At 52.7% G+C, this 21,827-nt stretch carries 18 protein-coding genes; 3 read left to right on the plus strand and 15 right to left on the minus strand.

Annotated elements, in window-relative coordinates; translation table 11 throughout:
• Positions 1-114: 114 nt before the first annotated feature.
• A complete protein-coding gene (locus tag F7R27_RS10380) occupies positions 115-669 on the minus strand; it encodes a TetR/AcrR family transcriptional regulator (protein ID WP_151704196.1) in 555 nt (184 codons plus the stop codon).
• 135 nt (positions 670-804) lie between these two features.
• Here F7R27_RS10380 and lpdA point away from each other — a divergent pair, with 135 nt between their 5' ends.
• Both lpdA and F7R27_RS10390 read left to right on the plus strand, forming a co-directional pair.
• The gene (gene lpdA, locus F7R27_RS10385; protein ID WP_151704197.1) at positions 805-2,235 is read left to right on the plus strand and encodes a dihydrolipoyl dehydrogenase; all 1,431 of its coding nucleotides are present in this window, start codon (positions 805-807) and stop codon (positions 2,233-2,235) included.
• 205 nt (positions 2,236-2,440) lie between these two features.
• Positions 2,441-4,726, plus strand: a complete 2,286-nt coding sequence (locus F7R27_RS10390; protein ID WP_151704198.1) for a putative bifunctional diguanylate cyclase/phosphodiesterase — start codon at positions 2,441-2,443, stop codon at positions 4,724-4,726.
• Positions 4,727-4,741: 15 nt separating this feature from the next.
• On the opposite strand, the gene gntR is transcribed toward F7R27_RS10390, so the two are convergent.
• The 12 genes from gntR to F7R27_RS10450 form a co-directional block, all read right to left on the minus strand.
• Entirely contained in the window at positions 4,742-5,773 is a 1,032-nt protein-coding gene (gene gntR / locus F7R27_RS10395; RefSeq protein WP_151704199.1) for an HTH-type transcriptional regulator GntR, read from the minus strand.
• Positions 5,774-5,814: 41 nt separating this feature from the next.
• Positions 5,815-6,399: a gluconokinase gene (locus F7R27_RS10400; protein ID WP_151704200.1), complete on the minus strand. Its 585-nt coding sequence runs from the start codon at positions 6,397-6,399 to the stop codon at positions 5,815-5,817.
• Positions 6,400-6,516: 117 nt separating this feature from the next.
• On the minus strand, positions 6,517-7,539 hold the full coding sequence (locus F7R27_RS10405; RefSeq protein ID WP_151704201.1) for a TRAP transporter substrate-binding protein: 1,023 nt from the start codon (positions 7,537-7,539) through the stop codon (positions 6,517-6,519).
• A gap of 53 nt (positions 7,540-7,592) precedes the next feature.
• On the minus strand, positions 7,593-8,870 hold the full coding sequence (locus tag F7R27_RS10410; protein WP_206060470.1) for a TRAP transporter large permease: 1,278 nt from the start codon (positions 8,868-8,870) through the stop codon (positions 7,593-7,595).
• A gap of 10 nt (positions 8,871-8,880) precedes the next feature.
• Positions 8,881-9,420: a TRAP transporter small permease gene (locus tag F7R27_RS10415; RefSeq protein ID WP_151704202.1), complete on the minus strand. Its 540-nt coding sequence runs from the start codon at positions 9,418-9,420 to the stop codon at positions 8,881-8,883.
• 203 nt (positions 9,421-9,623) lie between these two features.
• A complete protein-coding gene (locus F7R27_RS10420; protein ID WP_151704203.1) occupies positions 9,624-10,634 on the minus strand; it encodes an oligopeptide/dipeptide ABC transporter ATP-binding protein in 1,011 nt (336 codons plus the stop codon).
• Positions 10,631-11,602 (minus strand): ABC transporter ATP-binding protein, encoded by a 972-nt coding sequence (locus F7R27_RS10425; protein ID WP_151704204.1) that lies wholly within the window; start codon positions 11,600-11,602, stop codon positions 10,631-10,633. Before F7R27_RS10425 ends, F7R27_RS10420 begins: the two co-directional genes overlap by 4 nt.
• Entirely contained in the window at positions 11,599-12,444 is an 846-nt protein-coding gene (locus tag F7R27_RS10430; protein ID WP_151704205.1) for an ABC transporter permease, read from the minus strand. Before F7R27_RS10430 ends, F7R27_RS10425 begins: the two co-directional genes overlap by 4 nt.
• On the minus strand, positions 12,441-13,385 hold the full coding sequence (locus F7R27_RS10435; RefSeq protein ID WP_151704206.1) for an ABC transporter permease: 945 nt from the start codon (positions 13,383-13,385) through the stop codon (positions 12,441-12,443). Before F7R27_RS10435 ends, F7R27_RS10430 begins: the two co-directional genes overlap by 4 nt.
• A gap of 66 nt (positions 13,386-13,451) precedes the next feature.
• Complete coding sequence (locus tag F7R27_RS10440; RefSeq protein ID WP_151704207.1) at positions 13,452-15,038, minus strand: ABC transporter substrate-binding protein; 1,587 nt, start codon at positions 15,036-15,038, stop codon at positions 13,452-13,454.
• A gap of 160 nt (positions 15,039-15,198) precedes the next feature.
• Positions 15,199-16,029, minus strand: coding sequence for a helix-turn-helix domain-containing protein (locus F7R27_RS10445; protein ID WP_151704208.1), 831 nt, complete (start codon positions 16,027-16,029; stop codon positions 15,199-15,201).
• A gap of 42 nt (positions 16,030-16,071) precedes the next feature.
• Positions 16,072-18,087: a CocE/NonD family hydrolase gene (locus tag F7R27_RS10450; protein ID WP_168927479.1), complete on the minus strand. Its 2,016-nt coding sequence runs from the start codon at positions 18,085-18,087 to the stop codon at positions 16,072-16,074.
• Between the two features lie 185 nt (positions 18,088-18,272).
• Here F7R27_RS10450 and F7R27_RS10455 point away from each other — a divergent pair, with 185 nt between their 5' ends.
• On the plus strand, positions 18,273-19,628 hold the full coding sequence (locus F7R27_RS10455; RefSeq protein WP_206060471.1) for a TlpA family protein disulfide reductase: 1,356 nt from the start codon (positions 18,273-18,275) through the stop codon (positions 19,626-19,628).
• A 52-nt stretch (positions 19,629-19,680) separates the two neighbouring features.
• Here F7R27_RS10455 and F7R27_RS10460 read toward each other — a convergent pair whose 3' ends face one another.
• Entirely contained in the window at positions 19,681-20,589 is a 909-nt protein-coding gene (locus F7R27_RS10460) for a hydroxymethylglutaryl-CoA lyase (RefSeq protein ID WP_151704210.1), read from the minus strand.
• A gap of 9 nt (positions 20,590-20,598) precedes the next feature.
• Complete coding sequence (locus tag F7R27_RS10465; protein ID WP_151704211.1) at positions 20,599-21,804, minus strand: CaiB/BaiF CoA transferase family protein; 1,206 nt, start codon at positions 21,802-21,804, stop codon at positions 20,599-20,601.
• Positions 21,805-21,827: the final 23 nt, after the last annotated feature.

A 21,827-nucleotide genomic window follows, 5' to 3' on the forward strand; every position in this document is an offset into this window, starting at 1 on the left:
ACTGGCCAGACAGCCGGGCTGAGCTTGCAGTCTGTCGCTTGAGTTTTCAAGCTGAACTATTACCTTGATCATAAAGGATAGACTGAACTTTTCCAGATATAAATGAAACTGTCGCTATTTTATAGTCTGGATCAGTGCTGTGACGACATCCTCAAAATAGATATGCCTATCCAGCGCACGTGCTCCCATCAGGGCACCATTGAGTGCTGAAAACTGCAGCGATGCTTTGCGCCTTGCATCCTCCAGGCCGAGATCGGGTGTTGATGACAGCACTATATCGCTCAGCCATGCGATATTCAGTTGATAGAAGGCCCTCAAAGACTCAATTACGGCTTCTGGTAGTACCTCTAAATCCGAACCGAGCATCATGCATAGGGGGATGGCCTTGTGCTGCTTCATCTCCCGGCGATACATATCGATATAGCTTTCGAGCCGGGCCGTGGGGGTATCGCCAAGAGTTTCAATGTGGTCAAGCGCACCCTTGAAACGCTGAAAATAGCGGTGCATCACGGCGGTGACAAGATCAACCTTGGTTGGGAAGTGGTAGTGCACACTCGCACTCTTGATACCTATTTCTGCAGCTATCTCGCGAAAGGCAAACCCCTGATAGCCGCGGCTTCTGATCAGGCTTTCGGCAATATCGAGAATCTTGTCTGCGGTGTTCGTCATGGTTGCACATATCGTCTGTTGAGGTGTGAGAGATAGATTATAGGGAAGAGTCTTGTCGATAAGGAAGTGTTGATGGCATACTTACCTATCAGTAGATAGATAAATATGTCATTAATGAGCTGTGTAGGAGTGAACATGTCCGCAATTATCGATACCAATGTGCTTGTTCTTGGGTCAGGCCCCGGTGGCTACTCTGCAGCTTTCAGAGCAGCCGATCTTGGGTTGGATGTGATGATGGTCGAGCGATACGGTACCCTCGGTGGCGTCTGTCTGAATGTCGGCTGCATCCCATCAAAGGCGTTACTGCATGTTGCCAAGGTGATTGCCGGGATCAAGGAGTCTTCTGGTATTGGTGTGAGAGTAGGCGATCCGGAAATAGATATAAACGCGGTTCGAGGTTTTAAGGATGCAGCAGTATCCAGATTAGTGAACGGTGTTGGCAATATGGCTCGTCAGCGATCAGTCAAAACCCTGCAGGGTGAAGGGCACTTTACTGGCGCACATGAACTGGAAGTGACACTGGGGCAGGTTAAAACGCGTATCCGCTTCAAGCATGCGATTATTGCGGCAGGTTCGCGTCCGGTGCAGTTGCCGTTTATTCCGCAGCATGACCCGCGCATCTGGGACTCTACTGATGCGCTGGCGTTGACCTCGATACCGGAGCGTCTGCTGGTGATCGGCGGTGGCATTATCGGCATGGAGATGGCGACTGTTTATCAGGCGTTGGGTAGCAGGATCACAATTGTGGAGTACGCCGATCAACTGATTCCTGCTGCGGATAAGGATCTGGTGCGAGTGTATCAGCGATATAACCAGGAACTGTTTGATGTTCGGCTTGAAACACGCGTGATCCATGTGCAAGCGGAGAAAGATAGTCTGCAGGTTACTCTATCTCCGAACAAGGGTGGGGAAAGTACCGAGTCCTTTGATGCGATTCTGTTGGCTGTTGGCCGTAAACCCAATGGCGGTGATATTGGAGCAGAGGCTGCCGGCGTGTTTGTGGATGAGCGCGGATTTATCCCGGTGGATCATCAGTTGCGTACCAGTGTGCCGCATATTTTTGCAATCGGTGATATTAATGGCGATCCGATGCTGGCGCATAAGGCAACTCATGAAGGGCATGTGGCGGCAGAGGTGATTGCCGGACACAAGGTGTCATTTCAGCCGTTGGCGATACCGTCGATCGCTTATACAAATCCTGAAATCGCCTGGACAGGATTGACAGAAAAACAAGCTAAGGCTCAGGGAGTTTCTTATGCTGTATCCGTTTTTCCATGGAGTGCCAGTGGTAGAGCGATCGGTGAAGCGCGCAGCGAAGGTAAAACCAAACTGATCCATCATGCCGAGACAGGTACCTTGCTTGGGGCAGGGGTTGTTGGAATCAACGCCGGAGAACTGTTAGGTGAGTTGAGTCTGGCTATTGAGTTCAAGGCCAGTGTCGAAGATCTGGCGCTCACTATTCATGCTCATCCTACGCTGCATGAAACGGTCGGCCTGGCGGCAGAGCTGGCCAGTGGAACCATTACGGATCTGCCCAATCCCACAGCCAGGTTGAAGGTAGGCTGACCACCCGTTGGATTTTGCCGCTGCAGCTGATTACAGCGTATCGGCTGCGGCGGGTCATCTCATCAGAAATTTTATGTAGTCAGATCCATATCAGGCTGGCTCAATGATCTATACTGAGATGACTCTTTCGCCCTATCTGGTGGAAAGGAAGCCGACGCGAACACCGCAGTCATGACGATCAATTCAGTAGCTGGCTATCTTGTTTATGGATCAAAACACAGCCATACAACTTCTGAATCAGCGCATCGCCCTGGAGAAGCTGATCAGCCACATCTCCTCCTCGCTGGTAGTCTGTTCACCAGATAACCTGGATGACGGGATCAGGCAGGTGCTTGCCCAGATCGCGGAGTATACGGATACCGATCGCACCTATCTGTTCCAGATACGTGATGATCCACCCTTTGCAGATAACACACATGAATGGTGTGCACCTGGAATTGCAACTCAGATAGATGAGCTGCAGAACCTGCCGTTTACCGACGACTTCCGGATTGCCATGCTTATCCGTCAGCATAAGACTGTCTTTATCGAGGATGTTGCCCTGTTACCCGCTGAGTGGGAAGCAGATAAGGCACTGCTCAACTCCCAGAGTATTCTGTCCATGCTGGCGGTACCGATGCTGTCGGATGCACGACTGGTCGGATTTATCGGGGTAGATGCCGTTCGCAAGAAACGCAACTGGAGTGGGGATGATATCTCGCTGCTCCGGCTTGTGGGTGAGATTATTACCCACACGCTGGAACGAAAACGGGCACTGGAGCTACTTCAGGAGCGCGAATCGCGCTTTCGTTATCTGTTTGAACAGATCCCTTCGATCGCTGTGCAGGGTTATGACAGTGAGCGCCGTGTATTCATGTGGAACAAGGCCAGTGAGCATCTATACGGTTATACCGAAGAGGAAGCCTCGGGACGGTGCATTGAGGATCTTATCATTCCACATGAGGCACGCGAGATGGTCAAGGAGGCGCACAGGCAATGGGTTCAGGCCGGGCAGCCGATACCGGCAGGAGAGGAGCATCTGTTGCGCAAGGATGGCACGCTGATCAATGTATTTTCCAGCCATGTGATGCATCGAACGCTGGCCGGTGAGCATGAGATGTACTGTGTTGATATTGACCTGACCGAGCTGAATCAGGCGATGTCGATAGTCGCGGAGCGTGAGAAACAGCTCGAGAAACTGGCCCACTTTGACCCTCTGACTGGGCTTCCCAACCGCATACTGCTGTCTGATCGGCTTCGACAGATGATGAGTCAGTCCAAACGCAGTGAGCAACTGGTTGCAGTGGCTTATCTGGATCTGGATGGTTTCAAACAGATCAATGACAGCTTCGGACATGAGTTGGGAGACGAATTGCTGCGCAAAGTGGCTGTCGAGATGGAGTCTGCCCTGCGCGAGCAGGATACTCTGGCTCGTATCGGGGGCGATGAGTTTGTGGCGGTTATCGGAGGACTGTCGCAGATCCAGGAGTGTGATCCTATTCTGCAGCGCCTGCTGGCAACGGCGGCCGATATCTACGAGATCAATGGGCAGTACCTGAACGTCTCGGCCAGTATTGGTGTCACCTTTTATCCGCTGGATCCGGTTGAGGCGGATCAACTCATGAGACATGCCGATCAGGCAATGTATCAGGCCAAACAGGCGGGCAAAAACCGTTATCAGCTGTTTGATATTCGCCTGGAAGAGGAGATACGTGAGAAGCAGTCATTGCTTTGGGAGCTGGGGCGTGCGCTGAAGCGTCATGAGTTTGTGCTCTATTATCAACCCAAGGTGAATATGAGCAACGGTGCCCTGATAGGTGCTGAGGCGCTGATCCGGTGGCAGCATCCTGACAGGGGGGTGCTGGCTCCTGCGGCCTTCATGCCGGTGACGGAAGATCATCAGATCGGTATCGAGCTGGGCAAGTGGGTGCTGAATCAGGCGCTCGCGCAGATGGATGCCTGGCGCAGGCAGGGCTTTATCTGTCCGGTCAGTATCAATATCAGTGCCCGACAGATCCAGCAGCGGGATTTCACCAGTCTACTGGCCAGTGCGTTGCAGCACTATCCCGAACTCAATGCGGCTGATCTTGATCTGGAAATGCTCGAAACCAGTGCGCTGGAGGATATCCAGCAGGTGACGCAGGTGATGGAGGAGTGTCATGCACTGGGGGTGACTTTTTCGCTGGATGATTTCGGGACGGGTTATTCATCGCTATCCTATCTGAAGCGCCTGCCGGTTGATTGCCTGAAGATAGATCAGAGCTTTGTGCGTGGCATGCTGGATGATCCGGATGATATGTCGATCATACAGGGTGTGTTGGGGCTGGCCTGGGCCTTTAATCTGAAGGTGATAGCCGAAGGGGTGGAAACTGCCGCGCATGGTCAGCAACTGCTCACGCTTGGTTGTGAGCTGGCACAGGGCTATGGTATTGCCAGACCCATGCCGGCTGATCGTTTGCCTGTGTGGGCGGATCAGGAGCTGGCGCAGGCACTTGAGAGCTTCAGGAAGTAGATAACTGAATTGGATTCAGGCACTTTCCCGCCGCATCAGTTGGAACCCCAGATCCACAATTGCCGGTTCTGGTTGCTCCCCTTTAAGTCGCTTCAACATCATCTCGGCTGCCGTCTTGCCCATCTCATAGAGTGGAATGGATATGGAGGTGAGCGAGGGGTTGATACAGGCTGACTGCTCCAGATCGTTGAAACCGCTGATGGCGATCTGCTGTGGCATGCGCAGATGGCGGCGCTGGCACTCATAGATGGCGCCATAGGCAAGGTCATCGTTACAGCAGAATACCGCGTCGGTATCCGGGAATCGCACCAGCAGTTCAGCCAGTAGTTGTCCACCGAGCTGAACAGAGGAAGGCTTCGGGTTGGCGATGATCTGTTCCGGTGCGTCGGGGCGGCGCTCGCGCAATCGATGACTGAAGCCTTGAATACGATGCTGGGTACGCTCATCCAACTGCGAGGCGATAACACTGATCTGCTGATACCCCTGATCAATCAGATAGTCTGCCATGGCGGCACCGGCATCGAAGTGCGAGATGCCGACGCACATATCCAGCGGCGGTCGGGTATCGGTTTCCATCATCTGTACGATGGGCAGGCCGCTCATTCTCAGGCGCTGCTCCGTTTCTTCCGTCATCTCAAGCCCGGTGATGATAAAGCCATCGGGCATATGCGTCAGAAACTTCTCGATCAGACTCTCTTCCTGCTGCAGCGAGTAGTAGGTGTTGCCGATCAGCATGTCGTAGTTACGGGGAGTGCAGACATCATAGATCCCCTTGATCACATTGCTGAATACGGCGTTGGAGACTGACGGGATGATCACCGCCAGTGTCTGAGTGGCATTGCTGGCCAGTGAGCGGGCGGCACGATTGGGGACATAGCCGGTTTCTAGAATCGCAGCACGGATGCGTTCGCGCAGGGCAGGGGAGACTTTGTCGGGGTCGTTAAGGGCGCGTGAAACCGTGATGGCGCTGACGCCTACGCGCTGGGCGACATCTTCAAGTCTGGCGCGGCCCTTACCACGATGGCCGATTTTCCCCGCTGTCTTCATCCGCGCTGCCTTCATCCGCGATAGTCCTGTTTAGCCAGCCGTCATGGCTTGCCTTTATGCTGATCAGCGCCAGAGCGCTCGGTGAATGATTCTACCGACATCCCGGGTGTGAGTGTAGTGTGTTGATTCTGCAGCCATTGCAGAATACTGGTAAGCATCTCATCAATTGATTGATTGATCGACAAGGTCAGGCAGCGCTCTTCAGGACCTGGTTCTTCAAGGTCATTGAGCTGAGTCTGCAGCAGTGCAATGTTCATATAGTGCCCCTGACGGGACTGCATTCGGTTTCTGAGGGTGGCCTCATCGCCCTGTAGATAGATGAACAGCAGATCGCCAGCCTGTTTACGCAACTGGTCCCGATAGATACGTTTCAGGCTTGAACAGGCCAGAATACACTGTTGATCCTTTTGCGTATGCTGTTGGATCTGTTCGGCAAGCGTTTGCAGCCAGGGGATTCGATCCTGATCATTCAGAGGCGTGCCGGCGGTCATCTTGCGCACATTCTCCGGCGAGTGATATCGATCACCTTCCAGAAACACGCCACCAAGACGGGTTGCCAGATGCTCGGCAAGGGTGCTTTTGCCCGAACCGCACACGCCCATTACAACGATATTCGTTTTTATCATCTTCAGTTCAGCTCGGAAAAAGGACCCTGAAGCGGCATTGCTTCAGGGCCAATCCATGGTGACATGGCTTACAGAGTTAATGAGTTACAGAGTTAACAGTTGGATTCGACAGGCGTGTCAGTTGCTGCTGACACTGTTATCTGTTCTGATCTCGGTCAGCGCTTGCTGCAGGCTGTTCCACAGATCCACACCTACCGCTTCGGCGATGTTCTTATTGACATCGGTCAGTTGCGCTCGCATGCGCTCGACCTCATCACTGCTCAACTCATTCACTTTCATCCCTTTTTCCTGAAGTTCGCTCAGTGCGCGGGCTGCTTCTTCACGGGTATCCTGACGCTCAAAGTCACGTGCCGTGATGGCCGCTTCAAGCAGAATGTCGCGCTCTGCCTGCGACAGACGATCCCAGAAGCGCTTGCTCACCAGTACGATCCAGGGGCTGTAGACATGGTTGGTAACGGTCAGATATTCCTGAACCTCATAGAATTTACTGGAGAGAATGGTGTTGTAGGGGTTCTCCTGACCATCGACGGTGCGGGTTTCCAGTGCAGTGAAGAGTTCTGAAAAGGCCATCGGCACGGCGTTGGCCCCCAGTGTTTTGAAGCTGTCGAGAAAGACATTGTTCTGCATCACACGCAGACGTATGCCATCCAGATCTTCCAGTGTCTCCACCGGGCGGCGACTGTTGGTCAGGTTGCGAAAACCGTTTTCCCAGTAGACCAGACCGATCAACCCTTTCTCTTCCAGTTTATCCATGACCTGTTGTCCGACAGGGCCATCCAGAATCACGTCTGCCTCTTCTGCACTGTTGAACAGAAAAGGGGTATCCCAGATCGCCATCTCGGGCACGATACCGACCAGTGTTGCGGTGGAGCCGACCATCATCTCCTGCGCCCCACCGAGCAGCGCCTGCTGCATCTGCACATCGGAGCCCAGTGTGGCACCACCGAAGGGGCGGATGCGCAGCTTGCCATCCGACAGGCGGCCCACCTCTTCAGCAAACAGTTTGGTGGCGCGGCCCTGGTTGGAGTTTTCATTCAGGCCATAACCGAAACGTATCTGACGCGACTGGATATCTGCGATGGCAGTCGAGGCTACACAGAGGCCAACCAGGCCGGCGATGAACAGGGTTTTTATTTTCATTATTGATTCCTCATTTTATTCAGATGTGTGTTGTCAGTTTTTCGGTTTGTGGATCATGAGAGCCATTTCAGTGGCCAGATAACGATCTGCGGGAACAGGATCAGCAGTCCCAGCAGCACGATATAAGCGGTGATGAATGGCAGCACGCCGCGCACCACCGATTCCATCGGCATCTTGCCGACGCCGGACACCACATTCAGCACAGTGCCGACCGGTGGTGTGATCAATCCGACACAGCCAGCCATGATGAACATCAGCCCGAAATAGACCGGATCGACACCGGCTGCGGCAGCCATCGGTGCCAGAACCGGAGCCAGAATCAGGATGGATGGCGTCAGATCCATCACCATGCCGATCACCAGCAGGAAGAGCACGACGCCCAGCATGAACAGTATCGGTTTATCCAGAATCGGACCGAACAGCTCAATCAACTGATTGGGCAGATCCGCCAGCGTGATCATGTAGGAGGAGGCCATCGCTGCCCCGGCCAGAAACATCACCACAGAGGTGGTCTTGGAGGCGCGTACCATCACCTGATAGACACCAGCCAGATTCAGCTCGCGGTACACCAGCGTAGTGATGATCAGGGCATACACGGCTGCAACCACGGCGGCTTCTGTCGGTGTGAAGATACCGCCGCGCAGTCCGCCGATTATGATGATCGGCAGCAGCAGGGCCCAGATGCTGCGGCGCAGTACCAGCAGACGTTCATGCCAGCTCTGTTTCTCTGCCACCGGCAGATTCTTGTCGCGCACGATCCAGCCCCAGGCCACCGCTATTGCAGCAGCCATCAGAATGCCCGGTACGATACCGGCCAGAAACAGCTGACTGATCGACGTATTAGTCGTGACACCATAGATAATGAAGGGCATGGAGGGTGGAATGATCGGGCCGATGATACCGCCGGATGCGATCAACCCTGCGCTGCTGCCTGCAGGATAGTTCTGGCGCCGCATCATCGGCAGCAAAAGCGTTGCCAGAGCGGCTGAATCGGCAATTGCCGAACCACTCATGGATGCCAGCAGCACTGATGCGCCTATCGCGACATAACCCAGCCCGCCTTTGACATGGCCGAAGAAGGCGCGTGCCAGATCGACGATACGCTGTGACAGCCCACCAGCGGTCATCAACTCACCGGCCAGTACGAAAAAGGGCACTGCCAGCAGCGGGAAGTTGTCAAACCCTGCCTGAACATTCTGTGCCAGCAATTGTGCGTTGAAAAAGTCGAGGTGATACATCAGTGCAACAGCCGTCATCATCAGCGCGAAAGCGATGGGGATGCCGATGCTCATGGCGCTGAAGAGTACGACCAGAAAAATTGCGATAGCCATGATCAGTTCCTCAATGCCGTGCAGAATCAGTTGCAGATGAGTCGGGTGCAGATGACGTGGTGGCCAGCTCTGGGCCACGCAGGGTCTGCCAGCTTTCACGCAGCAGAAGTAGCAGCATGCAGGCCGCCATCAGCAGGATGGCACCGGCGGCCAGCCCGAGCGGATAGCCCAGCACCGGGCTGCGGCTGTTGATGCCAACCATCACCTGATCCCAGGCACCGCTGATCAGCAGACAAAGAACGGCCAGGACCAACACACGACCCGTCCATAGACAGATGATCTGTGCCTTGCGGGGCAGGCGGGTGACCAGCAGATCAAACACCAGATGCTCTTTGTCGGCACTGGCCAGAATCGAACCAACACAGACCAGCCAGACAAACAGCAGGCGGGCGATCTCTTCATAACCGGACAGGCCAGAGTTGAACAGATAGCGCAGGACAACATTAAGGAAAACAGCGCAGACCATGCCGAACATGCTCAGTGCCAGCATCGCTTCGGCGGCGCGACGTATCAGAGAAGCGGGGGGCTTCTGATGAGAGGTGTCAGTCATTGTGGATCTCTTATTTTTATTGATAGCGCTAACATTTCTACATAAAAGCATTTATCAGCTCATTCGTTAGGCTAAAAGTAGTTCCATAGGGATAAGATGTCAACGGTTTGATGGAAAAAATGTTAGCGCTAACATTGAGGGGGGTTAATTTTCCAGACACCTCCATTATTCAACAGTGTGTAATGGAGGCTCCGGTATGTCGGCTAATCGGGCCTGCTGATCGCTCCAGGGTGAAGCTCATTCAATGGGAAATGGCAACGTACAAGGTTAGCGGCGTTGGTATGAGTCTCAAGATCCGGCATAACTCTGGAGCATTGTGCTTTTGCCCAAGGGCATCGGGTATGGAACTCACATCCTGCCGGGCGAGAAAGAAGCGAGGGGGTTTCGCCGATCAGTTCGATGCGATGATGGGTTGCATCAGGGTCCGGTGTCGGATTGGCTGATAGCAAAGCCTTGGTGTATGGGTGAGAGGGTGTATTGAAGATCTCCTCTACACTGCCCACCTCGACCAGTCTTCCCAGGTACATCACGCCGACACGATCAGCAATATGGCGCAGGATGTTCAGGTTGTGCGTGATAATGATAGTTGTCAGGCCCAGGTCGCGTTTCAGATGATTCATCAGAGTCAGTACCTCTCCCTGCACCGACACATCAAGACCTGCTGTAGGCTCATCTGCCAGAATCAGCTTCGGCTGCAATGCTATGGCACGTGCAATACCTACACGACGCGCCTGGCCACCTGAGAGTTGATGTGGATATCGATCCAGGAATCTACGCGATAGGCCTGCCTTCTCCAACAGGGAGATGGCGGTTTGGTCAGGGTCATTCAGAGCGACAGAATGAATCGCAAAGGGTTCGAGTATCAGGCTTCTGACTGTCATTCGAGGGCTCAGTGAACCGGTCGGATCCTGGAACATCATCGCCATTTCGCGGCGTATCTGGGACCAGTCAGGATCTTGGTGTAATACATGACCATCAAATATTGCTTCACCTGAGGCGATAGACACCAAGCCATTTAAAGCACGTGCCAAGGTGGTTTTCCCCGAGCCGCTTTCGCCGACGATCGCAAGGGTTTCGCCCTTATTCAGTTGCAGTGAAACCCCGGCTACTGCATCCACAGAGCGTTTATGCCTGGGTGTAAAGAGTCCTTTGAGCCCGTGATTGACGGGAAAAGTTACTCTGAGATTGTTTAACTGGAGAAGTGTGTCGTTCATTGTGCACTCTCTGCATAATGGCATTTAGCCCAGTGATCTGTACTGACCGCTTGTGCTTCCGGGATCTGCTTCAGGCATTTTTCTGTGGCCAGATCACACCGAAGCCGGAAGATGCAGCCTGGAGGCGGTTGAGTCAGATCGGGCAACTCACCGGGGATAGATGGCAGCACATGACTGCGTTCCTTGATCCGCCCGGGATCACACTCCAGGAGTTTGCGTGTATAGGGGTGGGAGGGGGAGCGAAAGATCTGGCTGACCGGCCCATACTCCACCACTTCACCAGCGTACATGACGATCACTTTTGAACACAACTCGGCAATAACGCCCAGATGATGTGAGATAAACAGGATCGAGCAACCTATCTCAGACTGCAGTTCCTGTAGTAGCCTCAGTACCTGTACTTCAAGTGTGGCATCCAGTGCAGTGGTTGGCTCGTCAGCGATTAACAGCTTTGGTCGCATCATCAACGCCATGGCAATACAGACACGCTGGCGCATGCCCCCTGAGAACTCATGTGGGTAAGCATTGAGGCGCGAAGCAGGATCAGGAATGCCAACTTTCTCCAGTATATTGATCACGCGCTTGCGTTTTTCCGCTTTCGATATCTGCTCTCTATGCTGGATATCAATCATCTGCTGCCCAATGGATATGACAGGATTAAGAGCCGTCATCGGGTCCTGAAAAACAACGGAGATATCACGGCCACGCAGGGCCTGCATATCGCGTTGGCTGATCTGTAACAGATCCTTATCCTGCAGCAAAGCTGAACCAGAGCGCAGGATGGCATTATCTGCCAGCAACCGCATCAGTGATGCGATCAAAGTGGATTTTCCACAGCCGGACTCGCCCACAACACCGACAATTTCTCCGGCATCTATGGAGAAGCTGACATCGCGCAGTGCTTGTAATCTGCCGCGTTGAGTTTCGAAATCAACCGATAGGTTTTGTACCTGTAGAACAGCTTTCATCGCTCACCTCTGAGTTTAGGATCCAACACATCGCGAAGCGCTTCACCGAGGAAGGTAAAACCTATGGTGACAAGAATCAGTGGAATGCCGCCTCCCAGTATCAACCAGGGTGTGGTACGAATATGATCAAAGCCATCCTTCAGCGTCGAACCCCAGCTCGGGGTTCCGGGAGGTACACCGACACCCAGAAAACTCATGCCGGCCTCAATGGTGATTACCACCGGCAGATTGATCGCTACCAGAATGAAGAAGGGCCCCAGGATATTGGGCAGTATATGGCGTAAAATGATGCGTATAGAGGAGGCTCCAAGTGCCCGCTCTGCAGCAATGAATTCGTGCTCACGCAAACTCTGAGTCTGGGTACGGGCAACACGACCATATTCCGAAAAAGAAGTCAGCACGACCACGATAATCACAGTACTCAGACCGCGTGGCATCAGTGTGGCCAGCGCCAGTGCAAGAATTATGGTGGGGTAGGCACGCATGGTATCAAACAGGAACAGAATAGTGTTATCCAGCCAGCGTGGACCAAAACCGGCCAGAGTGCCTAATAACAAGCCTATACCACCGGCGATGACAACAGACAGTATTCCTACCAATAGTGCAATACGGCCACCCTGCAATACACGTGACAGAGTATCGCGTCCGAGATTGTCTGTGCCTAGCCAGTGCTCAAGGCTGGGACTGGCAAAACGGTTGGCTATATTCAGTTCTGCATAGGCATGAGGTGACAAATGATCGGCAAACAGAGCTGATAGTACCAGCAGGACGATGATCGATAGACCCAGGACGGCTAGGGGGTCACGCAGCAGTCTGCCAGCCAGCGTATAACGAAAACTCATTTTTTGCTCCTTAACCGTGGGTCGAGCAGGGCGTTGATAAAGTCAGCGATCAATGTGCAGGTCAGGAAAAAACCTATGGAGACCAGCATGCAGCCCATCACGACGGGGTAGTTTCGGCTGGTGACGGATTCATAGATCAGTTTTCCGATACCGGGTCTGGCAAAAACAATCTCGGCAAACACGGCGCTGGACAGAAGCCCGCCTACACCAACACCAAGTACAGTTACGGCTGGCAGAACAGCGACACGCAGTGCATAGATATATATGATTCTGTAACGTGGAATACCGAATGCGCTGGCCGTTCGAATATGGTTCTCACTCATCACCTCAAGCATCGAGGCACGGACAATGCGGGCAATATAACCTACCCAGCTCAGGCCTATGGCAAATCCTGGCAGAATAAGGTGGTAGAGTTGATCCGGGAGATTGCCTGGCTCACCTGCTCCGATTGCCGGAAACCAGCGCAGCAAGACGGCAAAAACAAGCAGACTCCAAAGTGCGACGACAAAGGAGGGGGCTGCAATGAAAGCGACTGAAAGAATGCCGGTAATGCGATCAAACGCAGTATTCCGTTTTGCTGCTGAAAGTGCACCGAGCAAAATACCCAGAGTTGCAGACCATATGATAGCGGCAGCAATCAGAGCGGCCGTATAGGGTAGCGCCTGAAGTACAGGCTCGGAAACGGGGCGGTTGCGCAGTACATCCTGTCCAAGGTCGCCATTGATAATACGTCCCCAGAAGTTGAGTATCTGGACAATAACCGGATCATTAAGACCCATCTGCAAGGCGTAATTTGCACGCATCTCTTCGGTCGCGCGTGGCCCCAGTAACACTGATGTAGGGTCACCGGGAAGCATCACCATGATGGCATATAGGGCCGATACAGCGATAAACAGTATGGATAACGCCAGCGCAAAACGCTGAAGAAAATAAAGTCCCATGTAGACCTCATGTCAGTAATTTCTGAAACGTCCCGTCCCTCAGGTGTGAAGGACGGGATGGGCTTGTCAGGCTTTTCTGAACAATTGGATGAGAGGTAAGCCATCTGGTCGAGTTGCAGGCACAACATTGCTGACATAAAGATTGGCAGTGCTTTCATGGGTCAGGAATCGGTAGGCCCCTGATTCCTCCATCAGGTTCTGCATGCGGACATACATCTCATGACGCTTAGTGTTGTCAGTTTCAGCCAGCGCATCTTGATGAAGCTGATCAAACTCTTTATTTGAAAAGCGTTCCCAGTTCCATATGCCAACCTGCTCCGTTGTAAACCAAGATGTAGCATAGTAGGGATCTGGCGCCATGGAGAATCGGTTAAGGACAAGTTCAAGATTTTTCCAGCGATCTCCGTCACTCTCTTTGCCCAATGACCAAAAGGAACCGGACTCGTGGGCATGAATCTCAATATTAATGCCGATCGCCCCTGCTGTTGCCTGGATAACCTGTGCGGCACTGGTCCAGACAGAGGTATTGAGAACATCCAGTCTAAGGTTGAGTGTCGATACTCCTGCCTGATCCAGCAGGAGTCTGGCAATTTCCAGATCACCCTCTGGAGGTATCAGAGTGTTATTCCGATGTCCTACCAGACCTGGCGCAATAATACCGGTTGATGATTCTACTGAGCCTGAATATGCAGCGGTCAGTGTTGAAGGTACATCGATAGCGTACTGGATTGCCTGTCTTACACGGATATCAGATAGCTTGGGCGAATCAAGATTCATACCCAGCCAGGCGTAATAAAGTGAAGGGTGTTCTGTCAGCATTGTACCTGCTGGTTTCTGCCTGCGCAGGCGCAAGACAGAACCGGGACTGACTCGCGTGAACTCCAGATTACCTGCCTCAAGACCTATTTCTGCTGTCAGGGCGTCATCTATATGGACTATATCTACTCGCTCAAAATCTGCCTGAGGTCCTGAGTATTCGGGATTTCGCTCTAGAATCCAGCGATCACCAGTACGTAATTCGCGCACACGATAGGGACCGGAAACAGTGGGGGGAATAGCGGTTGTGATTCTTCCTCCTACTGCTTCTACTGCTTTCTTGCAGACAATGGTGCCAGCCAGATAGGGAAGTGCGATTCCCCAGATGGGGGAAAAGGGCCTGTCCAGATGAAGCACACCTGAGTGTGTGCCTGTGATCTCTACATGTGTAAGACTGCCCAGATCTTGGGTCAGAGAGGACTTCATTGCAGGATCAAGGATACGCTCAAAGGAAAACTTGATATCCTCTGATGTAATTTCACCATAACCATCGCTCCACATTTGCCTTTTTTTCAGCGTGAAAGCAATTTCAGTGGGCGTGCGTTGTTCGATTTTCTCTGCGAGATCAAGGTCATATCCCCATTGCTCCCCAGGGACATACTGAATCAATTTGCGATAGATACAACCATACAGCATCTCCTCTCCAAACCCTGATGCATCAACGGGATCAAAGTTGTCGGGCTCGGTGTAGGTACGAATCCTGAGTGTATTTCCCGACGCCCAGACCTGCATCGGGAGCAGTGTCATGGCGCCAAGGCCAGCAGTGCCCTGAAGAAAGCGTCGACGGGTAATGGCTGTAGCATCCGAAGAGTGACAGGGGTTTTTAGTGGGTTTCATCGCCTTGTTCCTTTACTTGTATTTTTAGTCAGAAAAAGCCGTTAAGCGTTATTATATTTGTTCGTGTTGTGGGCTGATTATGAGGAACGACAAGTAGAGCAACAATTGCGCATTTCAAATCAAGTGGCGCTATTTGAAGCTTATTTCGCTTAATTTCGTGTTAATTTAGCAGCTCATAGGCTATCAGTGCGTCTCCATGCGTCATCTCCGGAATGCCAAGTATCGATCCTAGGAATTTTGGCAAGTCTGGGTCATCACGTTCAAACAGGCCGGTCTGACGTAATAGTTCGAACATTGATTTGGGGTGTTCAATTCGTTCAAGAAATACACGTGCAGCAAAGGGAGAGCGTGCAGATTTTCCTTGAACCCCGAGAGTCATTCCGCTGAGGAATTTCAATTCGGTACGATGACTCGGCAGCAGGATAGTCTGGCTGACGGCGCTCAAATTATCGGCTTCATGGTCGACAATAAAAATTCTGTCTGCCAGCATCAGTGCCACGCCGAGGTAGTGTGAAAAGTGTGATCGATTGAGAGGGCTTGCCGAGGGCTGTATACGCTCAACCAGTCGTGTGTAAAAAATATCCCGATGCTCATGTATACGTAACAGAGACTTACGAACTTTTCCCGGTCTGGTCGGCGAAAAATAATAGTAGTAATAATATCCGGCATAATGCTGCATACCCGTTGTCGAACGCCCCAGCATTTCGTTGATATGACTGGCGGCGGGACCCAGTGCTCTTACCAGTGACTGGGTTTTGGGTGTGATGGAAAGTATGCTCGCAAACTGGGCGGTCGGCAGCAGCAGCTCCTCTTCCTCAACACCAAAATAGTCGCAAATCAGGCGCATATTGCGTGGCGAGGGGAAAGAGCTGCCATTAAGATACTTGGTGAACTGTTGCCTGTTGATATCCAGATCTCGACAGACTGTGGAGATAGAAGGGGCATAGCTGCAGAGTAGTTTGAGGTTTTTTGTCAGATCTTGTCGGCTCATGAAATCAAGTTACCTCAGAGATGAAAGTAGTGGTGGAACGGGCTATAGCCCGTTCCTGAGAATGCTGGACTCCCATTCTTTTTCAAAAAAGAGTTGATCACCTTCGAATGCTTGCAATCTGGCTTTGATGTAAAACTTTTCAGCATCTGAAGTCAACTGTGACCAGGTGACAGTACGTGTCTGCCACCGACCTCGTCCCACTTCGTACTCCCATTCAGCCTCCATTTTTGCTGACAGAGGGTTGTCAGGATTGAGACTGTAGGTTTCCTTTATTTTCCTGCCAGTTTCTATCCCGGTTGATGTCAGGCGCTCTTTGCCGCCATCTGTCAGCAGTGTCATTACCTGTGTGCCATCACTCAGGTAATGTATCAGTCTGTCAGAACCTTCGCTACGTATCGTTGTTCGGGCCGGTGAGGGTGGTTGATCCCGAAATTTCATGACGGGCTTGTCCACGATATAGGATGATCTGGTAGGGATTTTCAGGATGGAATCCTTCAGAGAGATCCTCAGTGAAAGAGGGTTGGCTGATGGCCAGACCATTGGCCAATATGCGGTTGATAGGGCCAGGCGCAGTTTATGTCCGACCGGAAGACAATAAGCAATATCGTTTAACTTAATGCTCACTCGATGAGGAGTGCCTGGCGTCATGTACTTGATATTGGCATGTGATGGGTCGTGCGTCAGGTTGTGAATACCCATCGTGATAAAGGCGACGCTGTTGTCGGGTCTTACATCACACAGGCGTACAACAACAAAGCCAGATGCCTGGTCAGGGGTGAAGGTCAAATCGACGCTTGCAGCACCCACCAGGTCCATCGGCTGACTCAGAGCTTCCGTATCAAACGTCAGGGAGTATAAGTCATCTATTTCCTGATCATCGGCCATTTCGTATAGATCGCGCATGCCCGGGCAGAACCTTTGTCCAGCCATACCTACGGTTTGTGTTGGCGAGACTGTCAGTTGATCTGTGCCTTGTTCTGCCACTTCACTTAACCCATCTCGGCATAGATATCGAATTTTTTCCGATATCCTGGGGGATGGCCAGGATTGCTCTGCCGCCCAGTGTCCAGGTCTGTAATCTATTCGGCGCGAAGGTGGAATCGAACTCATGATGTAAAATTGGAACTGAGGCTCCTTTTCCACATCATTCTCTATACCGAGTAGCCAATGATCGAACCAACGCTTGCACTCGTTCAGGAAATCAATTCTTGGCTCCGGGTAGGCCACATGAGGGTATTTATGAGCCCAGGGACCGACTATTCCTCGCGCTGGTGATGACAGTTCGCTTAGAACACGTGGCACTGCATTTGAGTATGCATCTGCCCAGCCGCCTACAGCCAATACGGCAGCCTTGACATTGGCATAGTTCTCACACACTGAGCCGTGTTTCCAGAAGCTGTCACGCGTCTGGTGCTGTAACCAGGTTTCTATCAGCAGAGGTTGGTGTTCCAGTCGGTCACGCCAGATCTGGCGCCAGTGCTTACCGACTATCTCTGGATCAGGTGGGCGTGAGGAATAAGCAAACATCTGAGAGGACCAGCCCAGATTCTCTGTCAGCAGACAGCCACCCATATAGTGAATATCGTCAGCATATCGATCATCTGTAAAACAGATGGGGATGATAGCTTTCAGTGCTTCTGGAGCAAGTTCGGCAATCTGTAGTGCATTGAAACCTCCCCAGGAGATGCCAATCATGCCCACCGAACCATTACTCCAGGGCTGTTGTGCTATCCATTCGATGACATTAACCCCATCATCAAGCTCAATGGGTGTGTATTCGTCTTCCATGAATCCTTCTGAGTCACCATTCCCTCTGATATCAACTCGCAGGCAAGCATAGCCTTGCCGAGCAAACCAGCTATGATTGACCTCATCCCGGAGCAGGGTTCCATCACGACGTCTATAGGGCAGGTATTCGAATATAGTCGGCACCTGAGCGCTGTTACGGGTTTTATCGGGTAGCCATAAGCGTGCGGCAAGTCGGACACCATCTGGCATGACGATCCATATCGGATCATGAATAGTAAAGGGTTCTTGCAAAGTATCGAGTGGGCACATGAAGCTATCCATAAAGTGTTGTTTTAATAAGCTGAGAACACTTCTAAGCTAAGCTTCCATATGCGTGAAAACAATTCAGCAGTTAATGCTTTGGTGACGTTCTATGACGCGACTAATGCGTCATATTAAATGAGGTGGTTTATTTGTTAGATTATTGTCAGGGCACATGAGTCAGGGGCACTTGAGTGATACGACTTACAGTTCGTTCATGCAGTCAGCGTAAGCCAAAGGGTGTTTTTCGGTTCGCCTGGCTTTTGCTGCTCCTTGTGTTCTCTTTGCAGACGCTTTGGGCTTCGACCCATTATGATGAAGCTGTCCCGGACAAAACAGTTTACCTTTTCTGGGGCGAGGGTTGCCCACACTGCGAGAGCCTGAAATCCTTCATCAACCAGTTGCAGGAGGATCTGCCTGAGCTGAGAGTTGAGTCCTATGAGGTCTGGCGACAGGGCAGGTTTCATGACTTATTCATATCGATGGCTACGGTACATGGGATAGAGCCAGGATCGGTACCAACACTCTTTTTTCAGGGACAAGTCTGGGTTGGAGATGGTCCTGCGATTCGGCAGCAGATAGAGCAGGCGGTAGTGCGTGCCTACTCCAGCCTGCCGGAGATCTCGATTCCTGTACCCGGTATCGCAGAGCAGCCCCTTATACATTTACCACTGTCGGATCAGGTGTCGACCACTCCCAAGGCTGTGGAAGGGCGTGCAATCAAGTTACCTGTGCTGGGTGAGGTGTCAGCCACAGACAGCTCACTGCTGCTTTTGACCCTGCTGATCGCTTTCGTGGATGGGATGAACCCTTGCTCCATCTGGGTGCTGGCACTACTGCTTGGCCTGGTGATCCATTCAGGCTCGCGCCGTCGCATTCTACTGGTAGGCGTGACTTTTCTTCTCACCACCGCTTCGATATACGGGGCTTTCATATCCGGTGTATTCAGCGTACTCAGCTATGTGCTTTATCTGAGCTGGGTACAGTGGGCAGTGGCACTGCTGGCGCTGGTGTTTGGGTTGGTCAATATCAAGGATTACTTCCTGTTTGGAAAAGGTATCTCGTTCACTATCCCGAAAAGTCAGAAGCCCGGTATCTATCAGAAGCTGCGCACATTACTCAGGTATGAGCTGACAGGATTCAGTCTGCTGCTGGCAACAGTGGTCATGGCCTCCGGTATAGCATTGGTTGAGTTGCCATGTACCGCCGGTTTTCCAGTTGTCTGGAGCGGTATTCTGGCCGATCGTGATGTGCAGGGCGTTGATTTCCTGCTGCTGCTTGCGCTCTATCTGCTGATCTATCTTGGTGTTGAGCTGAGTATTTTCCTTGTAGCACTGGTCACGCTGAAAATGGGTCGTTTTGAAGAGCGTCAGGGGCGGATCTTGAAACTGCTCGGCGGTACGATCATGGTGATGCTGGCGCTGGTGATGGCATTCAGTCCAGAGCTGATGAATGACCTGGCAGGTACGCTGGCCGTTTTTGTACTGGCAGTGTTGATGGCACTGTTGATCATGGCTGTGCATCGGTTTGTGACAAGGTCCAGGCTATAGCAGGTATAAATCACTGGGGTAGCCTGTATTCAAACATTAGCTGTGCCTCACACTATGGCATCGCATAGCGCCGATCAGCTTTGCCAGCCCTCACCACTTGTCCCGGTGTGTCATGGCCAACCAGATCAGGCAGTGTTGCTGCCACACTGAGCAGGCGGTCCAGATCCACACCGGTATTCACTCCCATCTGCTCAAACATGTGAACCAGATCTTCGGTACAGACATTGCCGGTGGCTCCGGGCGCATAAGGGCAACCACCCAGACCACCCAGCGATGCATCGAAGCGGATTATACCCGCCTGCCAGGCTGCCAGCGCATTGGCAAGACCCATGCCGCGGGTATTATGAAAATGCAGGGTGAAGGGGGTATCAGGCCAGCGTTGCAGAACGGCCTCACACAGATTGCCGACCTGAGCGGGGTTGGCCATACCGGTTGTGTCACACAGGGTTATACCCTGGATACCCAGGTTGATCAGTTGATCCACTCGTCTCAGCACCTGATCCATGGGAATGTCACCCTCGAAGGGGCAACCGAAAGCGGTTGAGAGGGAAGCATTAATGAACACTCCGCTGCCACTGGCGATCTGCAGGATATTCGCAAATTTCTCCAGTGACTGTTCAGGTGTCATGCGCAGGTTGACCCTGCTGTGCGATTCACTGGCCGACATCACCAGATTGATCTCATCCACACCACAACTCAGTGCACGCTCGCAGCCTTTTTCATTCGGAACCAGCACGGTGATGCGAGTTTCGGGTCGGCGCGTGATGCCGCGTAGCACCTCTTCGGCATCGCGCAGATTGGGAATAGCCTTGGGCGAGGTAAAGGAGGTGGCTTCAATTCGTGCCAGGCCCGTTGCCAAGAGTGCATTGATCAACTGAATTTTCTGCTCGGTAGGCACGAAAACCGCTTCGATCTGCAGACCGTCGCGGGGGGCTACTTCATTGATCTGGAGTTGCTTCATGGTCATCTCCTAAATAATACCAGCCTGGCGCAGCTTATCGCGTGTCGCCTGATCGATGCCAAGCTCATCCAGCACCTCATCGGTATGCTGGCCGAGTGCCGGGCCTGCACTGCCTATCCTGCCCGGGGTGGCGCTGAGTTTGGGCAGCACGCCGGGTACCTTGAGCGGCTTGCCGTTGGGTCGGGCGATAGTCTGGATCATCTCGCGGGCCATGAAATGCACATCCTTTGCGATATCGGCAGCGGTGTAAGGAAACCCGACCGGCACTCTGACACCATCTAAAGTATCCAGAATCTCCTGTCTCGGACGCTCCAGCGTCCAGGCCTCGATGGCGTCATCAATCAGTTGAGCATGTTGGGTGCGCCCGTCGTTATGTGCGAAGCGTTCATCCTCGGCCAGATCCGAGCGGCCGATCACCTGCATCAGGCGTTTGAAGATGCTGTCGCCATTACCGGCGATCAGAACATAATCGCCATCCTGACAACGATAGGCATTGGACGGAGTGATACCGGGCAAGGCGCTGCCACCGGGCTCACGAATCACCTGCTGTGCATCGTACTCGGGCAGCAGACTTTCCATCATCGCAAAGACTGACTCATACAGAGCAACATCGATCATCTGACCCAGACCACTGCGCTGGCGCTCCTGCAAAGCCAGCAGAATGCCGATTACGGCATAGAGAGCCGACAGGGAGTCCCCGATGCTGACACCGACTCTGACCGAAGGTTGATCCGGGTAGCCGGTCAGGTAACGCAGCCCGCCCATTGCCTCACCGATCACGCCGAAGCCGGGTTTATCCCGGTAGGGGCCGGTCTGGCCATAGCCGGAGATGCGCGCCATGATCAGTCCAGGGTTGGCTTCGGAAAGAACATCCCAGCCCAGCCCCCACTCCTCCAGAGTACCGGGGCGGAAGTTCTCAACCAGAATATCCGCTTCGCTGGCCAGTTTGCGCACCAGCTCCTGACCTTCTGGGGTGCGCAGATCCAGTGATACGGAACGCTTGTTGCGCGATTGGACATGCCACCAGAGCGAGGTTCCTTCCTCCAGAATGCGCCATTTGCGCAAAGGGTCACCTGTTCCGGGTGGCTCGATCTTGATCACATCGGCACCGAACTCGCCCAGCAGCTTGGTGGAAAAGGGGCCGGCGATCAGTTGGCCGAGTTCGAGCACCTTGAGATCTTTCAGGGGGAGGTTGCGTGATGATGTCGATGTCATATCTCTGTCCTGAAGTTAACGGT

Source organism: Nitrincola alkalilacustris (assembly GCF_008973755.1).
GTDB lineage: Bacteria > Pseudomonadota > Gammaproteobacteria > Pseudomonadales > Balneatricaceae > Nitrincola > Nitrincola alkalilacustris.

Excerpts from the sequence above, each read along its gene's own strand:
- F7R27_RS10440 (WP_151704207.1), bottom strand. The coding sequence starts at position 15,038 with ATGAAACCCACTAAAAACCCCTGTCACTCTTCGGATGCTACAGCCATT.
- gntR (WP_151704199.1), bottom strand. The coding sequence starts at position 5,773 with ATGAAGACAGCGGGGAAAATCGGCCATCGTGGTAAGGGCCGCGCCAGA.
- F7R27_RS10420 (WP_151704203.1), bottom strand. The coding sequence starts at position 10,634 with ATGAACGACACACTTCTCCAGTTAAACAATCTCAGAGTAACTTTTCCC.
- F7R27_RS10400 (WP_151704200.1), bottom strand. The coding sequence starts at position 6,399 with ATGATAAAAACGAATATCGTTGTAATGGGCGTGTGCGGTTCGGGCAAA.
- F7R27_RS10430 (WP_151704205.1), bottom strand. The coding sequence starts at position 12,444 with ATGAGTTTTCGTTATACGCTGGCTGGCAGACTGCTGCGTGACCCCCTA.
- F7R27_RS10460 (WP_151704210.1), bottom strand. The coding sequence starts at position 20,589 with ATGAAGCAACTCCAGATCAATGAAGTAGCCCCCCGCGACGGTCTGCAG.
- F7R27_RS10390 (WP_151704198.1), top strand. The coding sequence starts at position 2,441 with ATGGATCAAAACACAGCCATACAACTTCTGAATCAGCGCATCGCCCTG.
- lpdA (WP_151704197.1), top strand. The coding sequence starts at position 805 with ATGTCCGCAATTATCGATACCAATGTGCTTGTTCTTGGGTCAGGCCCC.
- F7R27_RS10415 (WP_151704202.1), bottom strand. The coding sequence starts at position 9,420 with ATGACTGACACCTCTCATCAGAAGCCCCCCGCTTCTCTGATACGTCGC.
- F7R27_RS10465 (WP_151704211.1), bottom strand. The coding sequence starts at position 21,804 with ATGACATCGACATCATCACGCAACCTCCCCCTGAAAGATCTCAAGGTG.
- F7R27_RS10425 (WP_151704204.1), bottom strand. The coding sequence starts at position 11,602 with ATGAAAGCTGTTCTACAGGTACAAAACCTATCGGTTGATTTCGAAACT.
- F7R27_RS10445 (WP_151704208.1), bottom strand. The coding sequence starts at position 16,029 with ATGAGCCGACAAGATCTGACAAAAAACCTCAAACTACTCTGCAGCTAT.
- F7R27_RS10380 (WP_151704196.1), bottom strand. The coding sequence starts at position 669 with ATGACGAACACCGCAGACAAGATTCTCGATATTGCCGAAAGCCTGATC.
- F7R27_RS10435 (WP_151704206.1), bottom strand. The coding sequence starts at position 13,385 with ATGGGACTTTATTTTCTTCAGCGTTTTGCGCTGGCGTTATCCATACTG.
- F7R27_RS10405 (WP_151704201.1), bottom strand. The coding sequence starts at position 7,539 with ATGAAAATAAAAACCCTGTTCATCGCCGGCCTGGTTGGCCTCTGTGTA.
- F7R27_RS10450 (WP_168927479.1), bottom strand. The coding sequence starts at position 18,087 with ATGTGCCCACTCGATACTTTGCAAGAACCCTTTACTATTCATGATCCG.
- F7R27_RS10410 (WP_206060470.1), bottom strand. The coding sequence starts at position 8,870 with ATGGCTATCGCAATTTTTCTGGTCGTACTCTTCAGCGCCATGAGCATC.